The organism is Pseudomonas pseudonitroreducens, assembly GCF_021603645.1.
GTDB classification, from domain to species: Bacteria; Pseudomonadota; Gammaproteobacteria; order Pseudomonadales; family Pseudomonadaceae; genus Pseudomonas; species Pseudomonas pseudonitroreducens.
Genome location: NZ_BQHJ01000002.1, coordinates 468,980 through 484,341, shown reverse-complemented (window position 1 = coordinate 484,341; position 15,362 = coordinate 468,980). Strand labels below are relative to the sequence as shown.

Genomic DNA, 15,362 nt, shown 5'->3' with positions numbered 1-15,362 from the left:
GGGGACTCGTGATTTTCCGTTCCGTTCAACAACCGCTTTCGCGCCACATCCTTCGCGGACTGGTCGGCTCCGCCCTGTTGGCGTTGAGCGCTACCCATGCCTGGGCCTTCAATCTCGACGACGTTGGCGAACAGGCCAAGGCGCTGGCAGCTGAGAAGTACAGCGCACCGACGAGCAACCTGCCATCGGAATTCAGCGAAATGAAGTTCGCCGATTACCAGCAGATCCGCTTCCGTAACGAGAAGGCTTACTGGGCCGACGAGAAAACCCCCTTCAAGATCAGCTTCTATCACCAGGGCATGCACTTCGACACCCCGGTGAAGATCAATGAAGTCACGGCGACCGACGTCAAGGAGATCAAGTACGATCCCTCTCGTTTCGACTTCGGTTCCCTGAAGTTCGACGCCAATGCCACCAAGGATCTGGGCTACGCCGGCTTCCGCCTGCTGTACCCGATCAACTCGCCCGACAAACAGGACGAGATCGCCACCTTCCTGGGCGCGAGCTACTTCCGCATCATCGGCAAGGACCAGTGGTGGGGCCTGTCCGCCCGCGGCCTGGCGCTGGACACCGCGCTGCCGTCGGGTGAGGAGTTCCCGCGCTTCCGCGAGTTCTGGATCGAGAAGCCCAAGCCCAAGGACAAGCACCTGGTGATCTTCGCGCTGCTGGACTCGCCCCGTGCGACCGGCGCGTACCGCTTCACCATTCGCCCGGGCAATGACACCGTGGTCGATGTGAAGGCCCGCGTGTTCCTGCGCGACAAGGTGAGCAAGCTGGGCCTGGCGCCGCTGACCAGCATGTTCCTGTTCGGCTCCAACCAGCCGTCGGCGGAGCACAACTTCCGTCCGGAGCTGCATGATTCCGCCGGCCTGCAGATCCATGCCGGCAACGACGAGTGGATCTGGCGCCCGCTGAACAACCCGAAACACCTGTCCGTCAGCGCCTACAGCGTCGAGAACCCGAAAGGCTTCGGCCTGCTGCAGCGTGGCCGCGAGTTCTCCCGCTACGAAGACCTGGACGATCGCTACGACCTGCGTCCGTCCGCCTGGGTCGAGCCGCAGGGTGACTGGGGCAAGGGCACCATCGAGCTGGTGGAGATCCCCACGCCGGACGAGACCAACGACAATATCGTGGCCTTCTGGAACCCCGAGAAGCGCCCGGAAGCCGGCGAGCCGCTGGACTTCGCCTACCGCATGCGCTGGACCAAGGACGAGGAAGCCCTGCACGACGCCAAGAACGCCTGGGTCATGCAGACCCTGCGCTCGGTCGGCGACGTCAAGCAGAAGAACCTGATCCGCCAGCCTGACGGCAGCGTGGCACTGGTCGTCGATTTTGTCGGCCCGACCCTGAAGGCTCTGGCCGGCGATGCCCCGGTAAGCACCCAGGTAAGCACCGACGACAACGCTGAAGTGAAGGAAAACAGCCTGCGCTACAACGCAGTGACCAAGGGCTGGCGCCTGACCCTGCGGATCAAGGTCAAGGATCCGAAGAAGCCGACGGAAATGCGTGCTGCGCTGGTAAACGGCGGTCAGACCATCTCCGAAACCTGGAGCTACCAGCTGCCTGCCGATGAATAACTCCACCGCTACCACCGCGCCGGTGGCCGACTACCTCGCGCACCTGCCCCTTTCGGCGCAGGAGCGCGAGAAGCTGGCCCAGGCCGGTTCCTTCAGCGAGCTGCACGAGCAGCTCGCTGGCGATGTCCAGGGTGATGACGCTGCGCTGGCTTCGGTCGGTGCGCGGCTGCGCCACGGCTACGGCCAGGACCTCGAGGACGCCCAGATGCTGGGCATGGACGACAACGGCCGTACCTACCTCAAGGCCGCGCCGCCGATCCAGCGCACCAAGGTGATTCCCGAACCCTGGCGCACCAACCCGATCATGCGCGGCTGGCGTCGCCTGACCGGTCGCAGCAACCCCGCCAAGCCTGCCCGCGACCTGCCCAAGGCGCGCTGGCAGCGGGTCGGCTCGTTGCGTCGATTCATCCTGGTCCTGCTCATGCTCGGCCAGACCACCGTCGCCACCTACTACATGAAAGGCATCCTGCCCTACCAGGGCTGGGCCTTCGTCGACCTCGAAGAGATCAACCGCCAGACCTGGCTGCAGACCCTGGAGCAGGTGCTGCCCTACGCCATCCAGTTCGGCGTGCTGGCGCTGTTCGCCATCCTTTTCTGTTGGGTGTCGGCGGGTTTCTGGACCGCCCTGATGGGCTTCTGGGAACTGCTCACCGGCCGCGACCGCTATCGCATCTCCGGCAGTAGCGCCGGCAGCGAGCCGATCGCCGCCGATGCGCGCACCGCCATCGTCATGCCGATCTGCAACGAAGATGTGCCGCGCGTGTTTGCCGGCCTGCGGGCGACCTATGAGTCGGTCGAGGCGAGTGGCGAACTGGATCGCTTCGACTTCTTCGTGCTCAGCGACACCAACCAGCCCGATATCGCCATGGCCGAAGAAAAGGCCTGGATCGAGCTGTGCAAGGAAGCCCTGGGCTTCGGTCGCATCTTCTACCGCCGCCGCCGGCGCCGGGTGAAGCGCAAGAGCGGCAACATCGACGACTTCTGCCGTCGCTGGGGCGGCCAGTACAAGTACATGGTCGTCATGGACGCCGACAGCGTGATGAGCGGCGATTGCCTGACCAAGCTGGTGCGCCTGATGGAGGCCAATCCCGAGGCTGGCATCATCCAGACCGCGCCCAAGGCGTCGGGCATGGACACCCTCTATGCGCGCATGCAGCAGTTCGCTACCCGCGTCTACGGCCCGCTGTTCACCGCCGGCCTGCACTTCTGGCAGCTGGGCGAATCCCACTACTGGGGCCACAACGCGATCATCCGGGTGAAACCCTTCATCGAGCACTGCGCCCTGGCGCCGTTGCCGGGCAAGGGCTCCTTTGCCGGTGCGATCCTCTCCCACGACTTCGTCGAAGCCGCGCTGATGCGCCGCGCCGGCTGGGGCGTGTGGATCGCCTACGACCTGGAAGGCAGCTACGAGGAATTGCCGCCCAACCTGCTGGACGAGCTCAAGCGCGACCGTCGCTGGTGCCACGGCAACCTGATGAACTTCCGCCTGTTCCTGGTCAAGGGCATGCACCCGGTGCACCGCGCGGTGTTCCTCACCGGCGTGATGTCCTACCTGTCGGCGCCGTTGTGGTTCTTCTTCCTGGTGCTGTCCACCGCGCTGCTGGCAGTGCATCAGTTGATGGAGCCGCAGTACTTCCTCGAGCCGCGCCAGCTGTTCCCGATCTGGCCGCAGTGGCACCCGGAAAAGGCCATCGCGCTGTTCTCCACCACCCTGACCCTGCTGTTCCTGCCCAAACTGCTCAGCGTCATGCTGATCTGGGCCAAGGGCGCCAAGGGCTACGGTGGCGTGATCAAGGTGACCCTGAGCATGCTCCTGGAGATGTTCTTCTCCGTGCTGCTCGCGCCAGTGCGCATGCTCTTCCACACCCGCTTCGTGCTGGCCGCGTTCCTCGGCTGGGAAGCCCAGTGGAAGTCGCCGCAGCGTGACGATGATGACACCCCGTGGAGCGAGGCGATCCGTCGCCACGGCCTGCAGACCCTGCTGGGCCTGTGCTGGGCGCTGCTGGTGGCATGGCTGAACCCGCGTTTCCTGTGGTGGCTGTCGCCCATCGTCGGCGCGCTGATGCTGTCCATCCCGGTCTCGGTGATCAGCAGCCGGGTCAAGCTGGGCCTGGCCTCGCGCGACGAGAAGCTGTTCCTCATCCCCGAGGAATACGACACCCCGCGCGAGCTGCGCGCCACTGACGAGTACACCTACCAGAACCGCTGGCAGGCGCTGAAGGACGGCTTCGTCCGTTCCGCTGTCGACCCGGTGCTGAACGCCCTGGCCTGCGCCATGGGCACCGCTCGCCACGGCCAGTCCGCCGCCATCGAATCAACCCGCGCTGCGCTGGTCGAGAAGGCGCTGGAAGCCGGTCCCGAGCAGCTCGACGGCAACCGCAGGCTGGCACTGCTGAGCGACCCGGTGGCGCTGTCGCGCCTGCACCTGGCGCTCTGGCAGGGGGACAAGGAACAGTGGATCGGTCCCTGGCGGCAATCGCTGAAAGCCGATGCCCATGCCCCGGCCGTGCCTCTGGCTCCGGTTGCGGAGCAGGGCGCCATGGCATTGCCCGCCGCGCAATCCTGAGCGCACGCCGCCCCCGTCCCGCCCGGGACGGGGGCGACCTGCCGGTTTCCGCTGTTTTCCCCGCGCACCGCTGCTGGTACCCTTCGCCAGCTATCCAGAAAAGATTGAGATATCCGCCGCATGGGGTACGCTTCGCACCCTTCTGCGCAAGGCCTGCTGTTGCGCGCCCGGTTCGATCGCTGGAAAAAACAACAAGTTCTTTCACTTGCTTGGGAGTATGGGGATGAAAAAGTACCTGGCATCGCTGGTGATGGGCGTTTGCGCCCTGGTCAGCGTGAGCGCGGCTCAGGCCGGCGCCATCGATGAAGCGGCCAAGCGCGGCACCCTGCGCGTGGGCATGGACCCGACCTACATGCCGTTCGAGATGACCAACAAGCGTGGTCAGATCGTCGGCTTCGAAGTGGACCTGCTCAAGGCCATGGCCAAGTCCATGAACGTCAAGCTGGAGCTGGTTTCCACCGCCTATGACGGCATCATCCCGGCCCTGCTCACCGACAAGTTCGACATGATCGGCTCGGGCATGACCCTGACCCAGGAACGCAACCTGCGCCTGAACTTCTCCGATCCGTTCATCGTGGTTGGCCAGACCCTGCTGATCCGCCAGGAACTGCAAGGCGATATCAAGTCCTACAAGGACCTGAACGACGCCAAGTACCGCATCACCTCGAAGATCGGCACCACCGGCGAATTCGTCGCCAAGAAGCAACTGTCCAAGGCGCAGTACCACGGCTTCGACAACGAGCCGGAAGCAGTCATGGACGTGGTCAACGGCAAGGCCGACGCGTTCATCTACGACTCGCCGTACAACGTCGTTGCCGTCGGCAAGTTCGGCGCCGGCAAGCTGGTGCACCTGGACCAGCCGTTCACCTACGAGCCGCTGGCCTTCGGCCTGAAGAAGGGCGACTACGACTCGATCAACTTCATCAACAACTTCCTCAAGCAGATTCGTGAGGACGGCACCTACGATCGTCTGCACGACAAGTGGTTCAAGAGCACCGACTGGCTCAAGGACATGGAATAATCCACGTCTGACGCTGGTTGACCCGACGCGCAGGCCCCCGGCCTGCGCGTTCGCATTTTCACGGTAGAGATTCGTGGCTAGAACGAAACGCGCAACCTGGCCCTGGCATGGGCTGACCGGTCTGATCCTTCTGTTGATCGGCCTGGCCATCTGGTACTCCACTTCGCTGATCTCCTACGAGTGGCGCTGGAACCGCGTCCCGCAGTACTTCGCCTATCAGGCTGAAGAACCGCTGCGTGCGGACAGCATCTCGCGGGTGGAGAAGATCGAGCCGCAGGGCAGTGATGCCCGTGTCACGCTTGTGGACGAGGATGGCAAGCAACAGGTGCTCACCGTTGCGGCGGACAGCCTGCAGTTCTCCGAAAACGACGATGTCGCCGAGGGTGATGTAGTTGGCGCGACCCGCCACTGGGCGGCCGGCCCGCTCGCCTGGGGCCTGTGGACCACGCTGTGGATCTCCTTTGTTTCCGGCGCGTTCGGCCTGTTCATCGGCCTGTTCACCGGTCTCTGCCGCCTGTCGAAGAATCCGACCCTGCACGACCTCTCGACCCTCTACGTCGAGCTGGTGCGCGGTACGCCGCTGCTGGTGCAGATCTTTATCTTCTACTTCTTCATCGGCACCGTGCTGAACCTCTCCCGCGAGTTCGCTGGCGTGGCGGCGCTGGCGCTGTTCACCGGCGCGTATGTGGCCGAAATCGTCCGTGCCGGCGTGCAGTCCATCGCCCGTGGCCAGGACGAGGCGGCGCGCTCCCTGGGCCTGAACGCCGCGCAGTCGATGCGCCACGTGATCCTGCCGCAGGCCTTCAAGCGCGTGCTGCCGCCGTTGGCGGGGCAGTTCATCAGCCTGGTGAAAGACACTTCCCTGGTCTCGGTGATCGCCATCACCGAACTGACCAAGAGCGGCCGCGAGGCGATCACCACCTCGTTCTCCACCTTTGAGATCTGGTTCTGCGTCGCCGCCCTCTACCTCGTGATCAACCTGCCGCTGTCGCATCTGGCGGGGCGCCTGGAGCGGAGGCTCGGCCAAAGTGATTGAAGTCCGTAATCTGACCAAGGTCTTCGATACCCGCGGGCAAGTCGTGCGCGCGGTGGATGACGTCACCACCGGCGTGGCCAAGGGCGAAGTGGTGGTGGTAATCGGCCCATCCGGCTCGGGCAAGTCCACCTTCCTGCGTTGCCTGAATGGCCTGGAGGAGTTCGACTCCGGCTCGGTGAGCATCGACGGCCTCGACCTCGCCAACCCGAAGACCGACGTCAACGCCTACCGCCGCGAAGTCGGCATGGTGTTCCAGCATTTCAACCTGTTCCCGCACATGACCGTGCTGGAAAACCTCTGCCTGGCGCAGAAAGTCGTGCGCAAACGAGGCAAGGCGGAGCGCGAGGCCAAGGCCAGGGCGCTGCTGGATAAGGTCGGCATCGGCCAGAAGGCCAACGAATACCCGTCGCGTCTCTCCGGCGGCCAGCAGCAGCGCGTGGCCATTGCCCGCGCGCTGTGCATGGACCCGAAGGTGATGCTGTTCGACGAACCGACCTCGGCGCTCGACCCGGAAATGGTCGGCGAGGTGCTGGACGTGATGAAGACCCTGGCCGTGGAAGGCATGACCATGGTCTGCGTGACCCACGAGATGGGCTTCGCCCGCGAAGTGGCGGACCGCGTGCTGTTCTTCGATCACGGCAAGCTGCTGGAGGATGCCGCGCCAGCGGAGTTCTTCGCCCAGCCGAAGGATGCGCGCGCGCAGAGCTTCCTGCGGCAGGTGCTGTGAGGTTTTCGCTGTCGTGAAAGAGCCGCCTTCGGGCGGCTTTTTTGTGTCTGGAGAGGTGGGTAGGAACAACTGTCTTTTCCTGGGGAGTCCGTACCAATGCATCCCCCTCACCCCAGCCCTCTCCCTCAGGGAGAGGGGGCAGCCCGAGCCGGCTGACACTGAGCTTTCATCCTGCACCTAACGGTTCCCTCTCCCCTTGGGAGAGGGTTAGGGTGAGGGCCGACCCGAGCGCAGAACTTTCACGTAGGCTCCGGCGACAAATCCCGGACAAAAAGAAACCGCCCCGGAGGGCGGTTTCTTCTGCAGCGTCAGTCGCGGTTGCGGGTCAGCAGCGCGGGACGCTCGGTCTTGCGGCGCGGTTCCAGCTCTTCCAGTTGCTCCGGCGTCGGGAAGCGGTCGGTGCGGACCAGATCGCGCTTGTTGATTACTACCGGCTGGCGGGTCGGCTTGGCGGCGCCGTATTCGCTCGGCTCGCGCAGCGGGGCGTCGTTCATGCGCGAGGCCGGAGCCTTGCCACCGCGCTTGCGCTGGCCTTGCCCCTGACCCTGCTTGCCCTGGCCGTTGCTGCCATGACCACGAGCGCCGCTGCCATTGGGCTTCTTCGCGGCCTTGCCCTGGCCTTGTCCTTGACCCTGGCCACGGCCTTGGCCGCCCTGGCCGGCGCCCTGACCACCCTGGCCGCGCGGACGCTGCTGGCCCTGGCCCTGATTCTGGCCTTGAGCCTGGCCCTGGCCTTGACCGCCACGGCGGCGCTGGCTGCGTTGCTGGTCCTTGTCCGGGAACGGGCTGACGTAATCGGCACGGTTGCCGAAGTTGTCGAAGTCGTCGTCGAGGAATTCTTCCGGATCGCGGTTACCGTCGACCTTCGGCGCGCGGGCTGGCTTGGCCTGCTGCTGGCGGCCCTGATCCTGCTGGCGCGGTTGACGGGGCTCACGCGGCTCGCGCGGTTCACGAGTCTGCGCGTTAGCGTTCGGCTGAGCATCGCCGCCCTGGCCGTCGCCCTTCTTCTTGCCGCGACCGCCACGGCGGCGGCGCTTGCCGGCAGGCTTGTCGCCCTCGGCGGACTCACCTTCAGCGGCGGGCGCAGCGGTCTGCGCTTCTTCGCCCTGGGCCTGCTGCGGCTTGTCCTTGTTGCGGTCCTTGCGCTCGCCACGCTTGGCCTTGTCCTTGCGCGGCTGGCGCTGGGTGGCTTCCTTGGGTTCGGGCTGCTGGACTTCCGGCAGCACGCTGTCCGGGTCGAAGCCCTGCATGTCGCCATCGGGGATGCGCTGCTTGGTCAGGCGCTCGATGGCCTTGAGCAGCTTGTCCTCGTCCGGCGCCACCAGCGAGATGGCTTCACCGGTGCGACCGGCGCGGCCAGTACGGCCGATGCGGTGGACGTAGTCTTCCTCGACGTTGGGCAGCTCGTAGTTGACCACGTGGGGCAACTGATCGATGTCCAGGCCGCGGGCAGCGATGTCGGTGGCGACCAGGATGCGCACGTCGTTGGCCTTGAAGTCGGCCAGGGCCTTGGTGCGCGCGTTCTGGCTCTTGTTGCCGTGGATCGCGGCGGCCGGCAGGCCGTGCTTGCTCAGGTACTCGGCGAGACGGTTGGCGCCGTGCTTGGTGCGGGTGAACACCAGCACCTGTTCCCAGGCACCCACGGTGACCAGGTGCGCCAGCAGGGCGCGCTTCTGCACCGACGGGATGCGGAACACGCGTTGTTCGATACGCTCGACGGTGGTGTTCGGCGGAGTGACCTCGATGCGCTCCGGGTTGTGCAGGAGCTTGTTGGTGAGGTCGATGATGTCTTTCGAGAAGGTCGCCGAGAACAGCAGGTTCTGGCGCTTGGCCGGCAGCTTGGCGAGGACCTTCTTCACGTCGTGGATGAAGCCCATGTCGAGCATGCGGTCGGCTTCGTCGAGAACGAGGATTTCCACGCGGGACAGGTCGACGCTGCCCTGACCGATCAGGTCGAGCAGGCGGCCAGGGCAGGCAACCAGGACGTCGACGCCCTTGGACATGGCCTGCACCTGCGGATTCATGCCGACGCCGCCGAAGATGCAGGCGCTTTTCAGCGGCAGATCGCGGGCGTAGACCTTGAAGCTGTCGTGTACCTGGGCAGCCAGTTCGCGGGTCGGCGTCAGCACCAGTACGCGGGTCTGGCGCGGGCCATGACGGTGTTCGCGGTCCGGGTGGCCTTCGGGGAACAGGCGCTCGAGCACCGGGAGGGCGAAGCCGCCGGTCTTGCCGGTGCCGGTCTGGGCAGCAACCATGAGGTCGCGGCCTTGCAGTACGGCGGGGATGGCGCGTTCCTGAACGGGAGTGGGGCGCGCGTAGCCGGCGGCTTCAACGGCGCCAGCCAGGGCCTCGGAGAGACCGAGGGAAGTAAAGGACATGCGGGGTTCCTGTAGGCCGGCAACCTGCCGGCTCGAGGGCGCGTGATTTCAAGCTCGGGGCGAGCGCTCAGCCTTGGGCTGGGAGCACTCCGCCCACGATACGCCGGCGTTGCGCTGGCCGGGATCGCGGACGGTAAGCCCGGAGCAATGATCCTCAGCGGGGGAGCTTGAGGTTGTTCCAGAGCGCCAGGCTGGGTTCAGCCTGGTTCAGGGTGTAGAAATGCAGACCGGGAGCGCCGCCTTCCAGAAGGCGTTCGCACATTTCGGTAATGACCTGCTCACCAAAGGCCTGGATGCTGGCGATATCGTCGCCGTAGGCTTCCAGCTGCTTGCGAATCCAGCGGGGGATTTCCGCGCCACAGGCGTCGGAGAAGCGTGCCAGTTTGGTGTAGTTGGTGATCGGCATGATACCCGGTACGACCGGGATGCTGACACCGAGTTTCTCCGCACGCTCGACAAAATGGAAGTAGCTGTCGGCGTTGAAGAAGTATTGTGTGATGGCAGAGTCGGCGCCGGCTTTGACCTTGCGCACGAAATTCGCCAAATCATCCTCGAAATTGCGCGCTTGCGGGTGAACTTCCGGATAGGCGGCAACTTCGATGTGGAAGTGATCGCCGGTTTCGGCGCGGATGAATTCCACCAGTTCGTTGGCGTAGCGCAGTTCGCCGCTGGCCATGCCCATGCCCGAGGGCAGGTCGCCACGCAGGGCGACGATGCGCCGGATGCCGGCGTCCTTGTAGTGGGCCAGCAGGGCGGAAAGCTCGGCCCTGGTGTCGCCGACGCAGGACAGGTGCGGCGCGGTGGGCACCTGCACGTCGCCGTCCAGTTGCAGCACGGTGGTCAGGGTACGGTCGCGAGTGGAGCCGCCGGCACCATAGGTGCAGGAGAAGAAGTCGGGCTTTTTCGCGGCCAGCTGGCGCGCGGTGCCCAGCAGTTTTTCATGGCCGGCTTCGGTCTTGGCGGGGAAGAACTCGAAGCTGAAACGGCGTTCTTTCTGACTCATGGTCGTTCCTTCGGCGCCGCGTCATCGCGTGGCTGCCGGCATGTGCCGTCGACTTCAGAAGTAACGGCGGTAGTTGTCTATCTTCGTGCGCAGTCGCTCGGCGCTGGGGCCGTGAACGTGGCCGAGGCTGGCCAGGATTCGCTGCGACTCCCCATGGTATTCGCTGATCTTGCTCCGCGCCCAGGTCGAGGGTGGCGGCTGCAGGTTGGTGATCCGGTCGCACAGCTTGACGATCGCATACTGCACGGGTCCCGTCGCCAGCCGTTCGAGGTAAGTGTCGAAGGGCAGTTTCTCTCCATCGACAAGCTTGCTCAGGGCTTCGGCGCCGTTGGCGACGAATTCACCGAAACGGTTGTGCAACTCCTGCAAGGGCACCGCAGTGTCTTCGAGTACGTCGTGCAGCAGTGCAATCTGGACGGTTTCCGCCAGGCGCAGGATGGGCGCTTCGCGGTCGGCCGCCATCACTTCGTTGGCCACCATTGCCAGGTGCACCGCGTAGGGCAGCGTCGAGGCCGTCAGCGTCTGCCCGGCGTGCGCGCCGGCGGCGAAGAGCCAGGCCTGGTTGTAGCTGTCCTGCAGGTCCATGCAAGGTTTCCCGATGGCGCCCAATGGCAAAGAGGGCAGACGATTGCTCGTCTGCCCTCTGGCACATCAGTAGCGGTAGGTGTCCGGCTTGAACGGGCCTGCCACGGTCACGCCGATGTACTCGGCCTGTTTCGGGGTCAGCTGGGTGACGACGCCACCGAAGCCTTTGACCATCTCCAGGGCGACTTCTTCGTCCAGTTTCTTCGGCAGTACTTCGACGGTCAGGCGTTCGGCTTTCTTCTCGGCGGAGAGGTCGGCGTACTTCTGCTCGAACAGGAAGATCTGCGCCAGTACCTGGTTGGCGAAGGAGCCATCCATGATGCGGCTCGGGTGGCCGGTGGCGTTGCCCAGGTTCACCAGGCGGCCTTCGGCCAGCAGGATCAGGTAGTCGTCGTTGGCCGGATCGAAGTCGCCGGCGCCGGTGCGGTGGATCTTGTGCACCTGCGGCTTGACCTCTTCCCAGGCCCAGGTCTTGCGCATGAAGGCGGTGTCGATCTCGTTGTCGAAGTGACCGATGTTGCACACCACGGCGCGCTTCTTCAGCGCTTTCAGCATGCCGGCGTCGCAGACGTTGACGTTGCCGGTGGTGGTGACGATCAGGTCGATCTTGCCCAGCAGGGCGGCGTCAACGCTGGCTTCGGTGCCATCGTTCAGGCCGTTCTTGTACGGGGAGACCAGCTCGAAGCCGTCCATGCAGGCCTGCATGGCGCAGATCGGGTCGATTTCGGAGACCTTCACGATCATGCCTTCCTGGCGCAGGGACTGGGCGGAGCCCTTGCCCACGTCGCCGTAGCCGATCACCAGCGCCTGCTTGCCCGACAGCAGGTGGTCGGTGCCGCGCTTGATGGCGTCGTTCAGGCTGTGACGGCAGCCGTACTTGTTGTCGTTCTTGCTCTTGGTGACCGCGTCGTTGACGTTGATCGCCGGGACTTTCAGGGTGCCGGCCTTGAGCATGTCGAGCAGGCGGTGTACGCCGGTGGTGGTTTCCTCGGTCACGCCGTGGATACGTTCGAGCATCTGCGGGTATTTCTTGTGCAGGATCTCGGTCAGGTCACCGCCGTCGTCCAGCACCATGTTGGCGTCCCACGGCTGGCCATCCTTGAGGATGGTCTGCTCGATGCACCACTCGTATTCCTGCTCGGTTTCGCCCTTCCAGGCGAACACCGGGATGCCGGCGGCGGCGATGGCAGCAGCGGCCTGGTCCTGGGTGGAGAAGATGTTGCAGCTCGACCAGCGCACTTCGGCGCCCAGCGCAGTCAGGGTCTCGATGAGGACGCCGGTCTGGATGGTCATGTGGATGCAGCCGAGGATTTTCGCGCCCTTGAGCGGCTGGCTGGCGGCGTACTTGCGGCGCAGGCCCATCAGCGCCGGCATTTCGGACTCGGCAATGATCAGCTCACGGCGGCCCCAGGCAGCCAGGGAAATGTCGGCGACTTTGAAGTCGGTAAAACCGGCAGGCGTCATGACAGCGCTCATGCGTAACTCTCCATTCGTTGTCTGCGAATGGGCGCCGTTGATGCGTTTGGCGATCGGCGGTTGCCGACCGTGACGCGCCCCATCCGAGCCTGACAAGCCGAAGCGAATCGACCTGCTGCAGCGCCCCTCGGACGGGTGGCGGGAACGACCGGACAGCGCCGGCCGTTATTGAAGCTTGCGGATTATAGCCATGGCGCATGACAAGCCAAAGGCTTTTGGTCGTGTTCGCGCATTGGATCGCGGCCGGGATCCCCGCCGCGCCCGCGCCAGGGGCCGTGAAAACCCTGGCGCGGGCGTCGTTTCGGGGATCGGTGGCACCTGCCGGGGCAGGCGCCGATATTCAGCCGTAGGGCGCATAAAGCGGCACGCTTTATCCGCCAACCCCTGGTGGGTGGATCGACGGGCGGCGGATAACGCCCGAGGCGTTATTCGCCCTACAGGTGGTTCGCCGTTCGGCGGGGAACGTCAGATGACTCCGCCGTCGCGTAGCTTGCCTATCGCGGCCTGGTCCAGGCCGAGTACGCCTTCGAGGATTTCCTGCGTGTGCTGGCCGAGGGTCGGCGGGGCGTTGCGGTATTCGACCGGGGTCTCGGACAGGCGGATCGGGCTGGCCACCTGCGGCACTGTGCTGGCCAGGGGATGTGGCAAGTCCACGCGCAGGCCTCGGGCGATCACCTGCGGGTCGGCGAAGACTTGTGCAAGATCATTGATCGGCCCGCAGGGCACGCTGGCCTGCTCCAGTACGGCGATCCACTCGGCGGTGGTGCGCATCACGGTGGACTGGCGGATAAGCGGGATCAGCACCTCGCGGTGCGCCACGCGTGCCTTGTTCGTCGCGAAGCGCTCGTCGCTGGCCCATTCCGGGTGGCCCGCCAGTTCGGCGAACTTGCGGAACTGGCCGTCGTTGCCGACGGTGAGAATGAAATCGCCGTCGGCGGTGGGGAAGTCCTGGTACGGCACGATGTTCGGGTGCGCGTTGCCCAGGCGACGCGGCGGGTTGCCGGTGGTCAGGTAGTTCAGGGTCTGGTTGGCCAGGCAGGCGACCTGCACGTCCAGCAGCGCCATGTCGATGTGCTGACCGATGCCGCTGACATCGCGGTGGGCGAGGGCGGCGAGGATCGCGGTGGACGAGTAGAGGCCCGTCAGAATGTCGGTCAGTGCCACACCGACCTTCACCGGGCCGGCGCCTTCCTCCGCGTCGGAACGTCCGGTCAGGCTCATCAGGCCGCCCAGGCCCTGGATCATGAAGTCGTAGCCGGCGCGCTTGGCGTAGGGGCCGAACTGGCCGAAGCCGGTGATCGAGCAGTAGATCAGCTTCGGATTGAGGGTCTTCAGCGACTCGTAGTCCAGGCCGTAGGCCTTGAGCCCGCCGACCTTGAAGTTCTCCAGCACGATGTCGGCCTTGGCGGCGAGCTCGCGCACCAGGCGCTGGCCTTCGGGCTGGGTGAAGTCGATGGTCAGGGATTTCTTGTTGCGGTTCGCCGACAGGTAATACGCCGCTTCGCTGGTGTCGCGGCCGTCGCTGTCCTTGAGGAACGGCGGGCCCCAGGCACGGGTGTCGTCGCCGCTGCCAGGACGCTCGATCTTGATCACTTCCGCGCCAAGGTCGGCGAGGATCTGCCCGGCCCAAGGGCCGGCGAGAACGCGGGAGAGGTCGAGGACACGGATGTGCGAAAGGGCGCCGGACATAAAAACTCCTGGGGCTGCAGGCGACAGGCTGCAGGCCTCAGGCGGAGCTGTACTTGCCTGCCGCCTGAGGCCTGTCGCCGAAGGCCGATTTTAGAAGAACGCCTGGATGCCGGTCTGCGCGCGGCCGAGGATCAGCGCGTGGACGTCGTGGGTGCCTTCGTAGGTATTCACCACTTCCAGGTTGACCAGGTGGCGGGCGACGCCGAACTCGTCGGAGATGCCGTTGCCGCCAAGCATGTCGCGGGCCATGCGCGCGATGTCCAGGGCCTTGCCGCAGCTGTTGCGCTTCATGATCGAGGTGATTTCGACAGCGGCGGTGCCTTCGTCCTTCATCCGGCCCAGGCGCAGGCAACCTTGCAGGGCGAGGGTGATGTCGGTCTGCATGTCGGCCAGCTTCTTCTGGATCAGCTGGTTGGCGGCCAGCGGGCGGCCGAACTGCTTGCGGTCCAGGGTGTACTGGCGAGCGGTGTGCCAGCAGGCTTCGGCGGCACCCAGGGCGCCCCAGGAGATGCCGTAGCGGGCGGAGTTCAGGCAGGTGAACGGGCCACGCAGGCCGCGCACGTCCGGGAAGGCGTTTTCTTCCGGGCAGAACACGTTGTTCATCACGATCTCGCCGGTGATCGAGGCGCGCAGGCCGACCTTGCCGTGGATCGCCGGGGCGGACAGGCCTTCCCAGCCTTTTTCCAGGACGAAACCACGGATCTGGCCTTCGTCATCCTTGGCCCAGACCACGAAGACGTCGGCGATCGGGCTGTTGGTGATCCACATCTTGGCGCCGGTCAGGCGATAGCCACCATCGACTTTCTTGGCGCGGGTGATCATCGAGCCCGGATCGGAGCCGTGGTCCGGCTCGGTCAGGCCGAAGCAGCCGATGTATTCGCCGCTGGCCAGTTTCGGCAGGTATTTCTGTTTGGTGGCTTCGTTGCCGAACTCATTGATCGGCACCATCACCAGGGAGGACTGCACGCTCATCATCGAGCGGTAGCCGGAATCGATGCGCTCGACTTCACGGGCGATCAGGCCGTAGCACACGTAGTTCAGGCCGCTGCCGCCGTATTGTTCGGGGATGGTCGCGCCGAGCAGGCCGGTCTCGCCCATCTCGCGGAAGATCGCCGGGTCGGTCTGCTCGTGGCGGAAGGCTTCCAGCACGCGTGGGGCCAGCTTGTCCTGGGCGAATTGCTGGGCGCTGTCGCGCACCATGCGCTCTTCTTCGGTGAGTTGCTGATCCATCAGCAGCGGATCTTCCCAGTTGAAGCTTGCTTTGGTCGCCATGGAGAAACCTCGAACGCAGACAGTGAAAGACC

The 15,362-nt window shown here is 65.0% G+C and carries 11 protein-coding genes and 1 riboswitch; of the genes, 5 read left to right on the top strand and 6 right to left on the bottom strand.

The window, feature by feature from the left end; translation table 11 throughout:
* Positions 1 to 8 precede the first annotated feature (8 nt).
* The 5 genes from L6D89_RS06300 (at position 9) to L6D89_RS06280 (ending at position 6,927) form a co-directional block, all read left to right on the top strand.
* A complete protein-coding gene (locus L6D89_RS06300; RefSeq protein ID WP_373874929.1) occupies positions 9 to 1,577 on the top strand; it encodes a glucan biosynthesis protein G in 1,569 nt (522 codons plus the stop codon).
* Positions 1,570 to 4,143: a glucans biosynthesis glucosyltransferase MdoH gene (gene mdoH / locus L6D89_RS06295; RefSeq protein WP_236199119.1), complete on the top strand. Its 2,574-nt coding sequence runs from the start codon at positions 1,570 to 1,572 to the stop codon at positions 4,141 to 4,143. Before L6D89_RS06300 ends, mdoH begins: the two co-directional genes overlap by 8 nt.
* A 223-nt stretch (positions 4,144 to 4,366) precedes the next feature.
* Positions 4,367 to 5,164, top strand: a complete 798-nt coding sequence (locus tag L6D89_RS06290) for a transporter substrate-binding domain-containing protein (protein ID WP_236199118.1) — start codon at positions 4,367 to 4,369, stop codon at positions 5,162 to 5,164.
* Between the two features lie 73 nt (positions 5,165 to 5,237).
* Positions 5,238 to 6,200: an amino acid ABC transporter permease gene (locus L6D89_RS06285; RefSeq protein WP_169935888.1), complete on the top strand. Its 963-nt coding sequence runs from the start codon at positions 5,238 to 5,240 to the stop codon at positions 6,198 to 6,200.
* Positions 6,193 to 6,927, top strand: a complete 735-nt coding sequence (locus L6D89_RS06280) for an amino acid ABC transporter ATP-binding protein (RefSeq protein WP_233297439.1) — start codon at positions 6,193 to 6,195, stop codon at positions 6,925 to 6,927. Before L6D89_RS06285 ends, L6D89_RS06280 begins: the two co-directional genes overlap by 8 nt.
* A 308-nt stretch (positions 6,928 to 7,235) precedes the next feature.
* Here the strand turns inward: L6D89_RS06280 and L6D89_RS06275 are convergent, their stop codons facing one another.
* The 6 genes from L6D89_RS06275 to L6D89_RS06250 form a co-directional block, all read right to left on the bottom strand.
* Complete coding sequence (locus tag L6D89_RS06275) at positions 7,236 to 9,305, bottom strand: RNA helicase RhlE2 (RefSeq protein WP_236199117.1); 2,070 nt, start codon at positions 9,303 to 9,305, stop codon at positions 7,236 to 7,238.
* A 154-nt stretch (positions 9,306 to 9,459) separates the two neighbouring features.
* Entirely contained in the window at positions 9,460 to 10,308 is an 849-nt protein-coding gene (gene metF / locus L6D89_RS06270; protein WP_236171180.1) for a methylenetetrahydrofolate reductase [NAD(P)H], read from the bottom strand.
* Positions 10,309 to 10,362: 54 nt separating this feature from the next.
* Complete coding sequence (locus tag L6D89_RS06265; protein WP_236199116.1) at positions 10,363 to 10,893, bottom strand: HD domain-containing protein; 531 nt, start codon at positions 10,891 to 10,893, stop codon at positions 10,363 to 10,365.
* Between the two features lie 66 nt (positions 10,894 to 10,959).
* Positions 10,960 to 12,369 (bottom strand): adenosylhomocysteinase, encoded by a 1,410-nt coding sequence (gene ahcY, locus L6D89_RS06260; RefSeq protein WP_236199115.1) that lies wholly within the window; start codon positions 12,367 to 12,369, stop codon positions 10,960 to 10,962.
* 22 nt (positions 12,370 to 12,391) lie between these two features.
* Positions 12,392 to 12,504, bottom strand: a riboswitch (S-adenosyl-L-homocysteine riboswitch).
* 330 nt (positions 12,505 to 12,834) lie between these two features.
* On the bottom strand, positions 12,835 to 14,058 hold the full coding sequence (locus tag L6D89_RS06255) for a CaiB/BaiF CoA transferase family protein (protein WP_236199114.1): 1,224 nt from the start codon (positions 14,056 to 14,058) through the stop codon (positions 12,835 to 12,837).
* A gap of 90 nt (positions 14,059 to 14,148) precedes the next feature.
* On the bottom strand, positions 14,149 to 15,330 hold the full coding sequence (locus L6D89_RS06250) for an acyl-CoA dehydrogenase (protein WP_236171184.1): 1,182 nt from the start codon (positions 15,328 to 15,330) through the stop codon (positions 14,149 to 14,151).
* Positions 15,331 to 15,362: the final 32 nt, after the last annotated feature.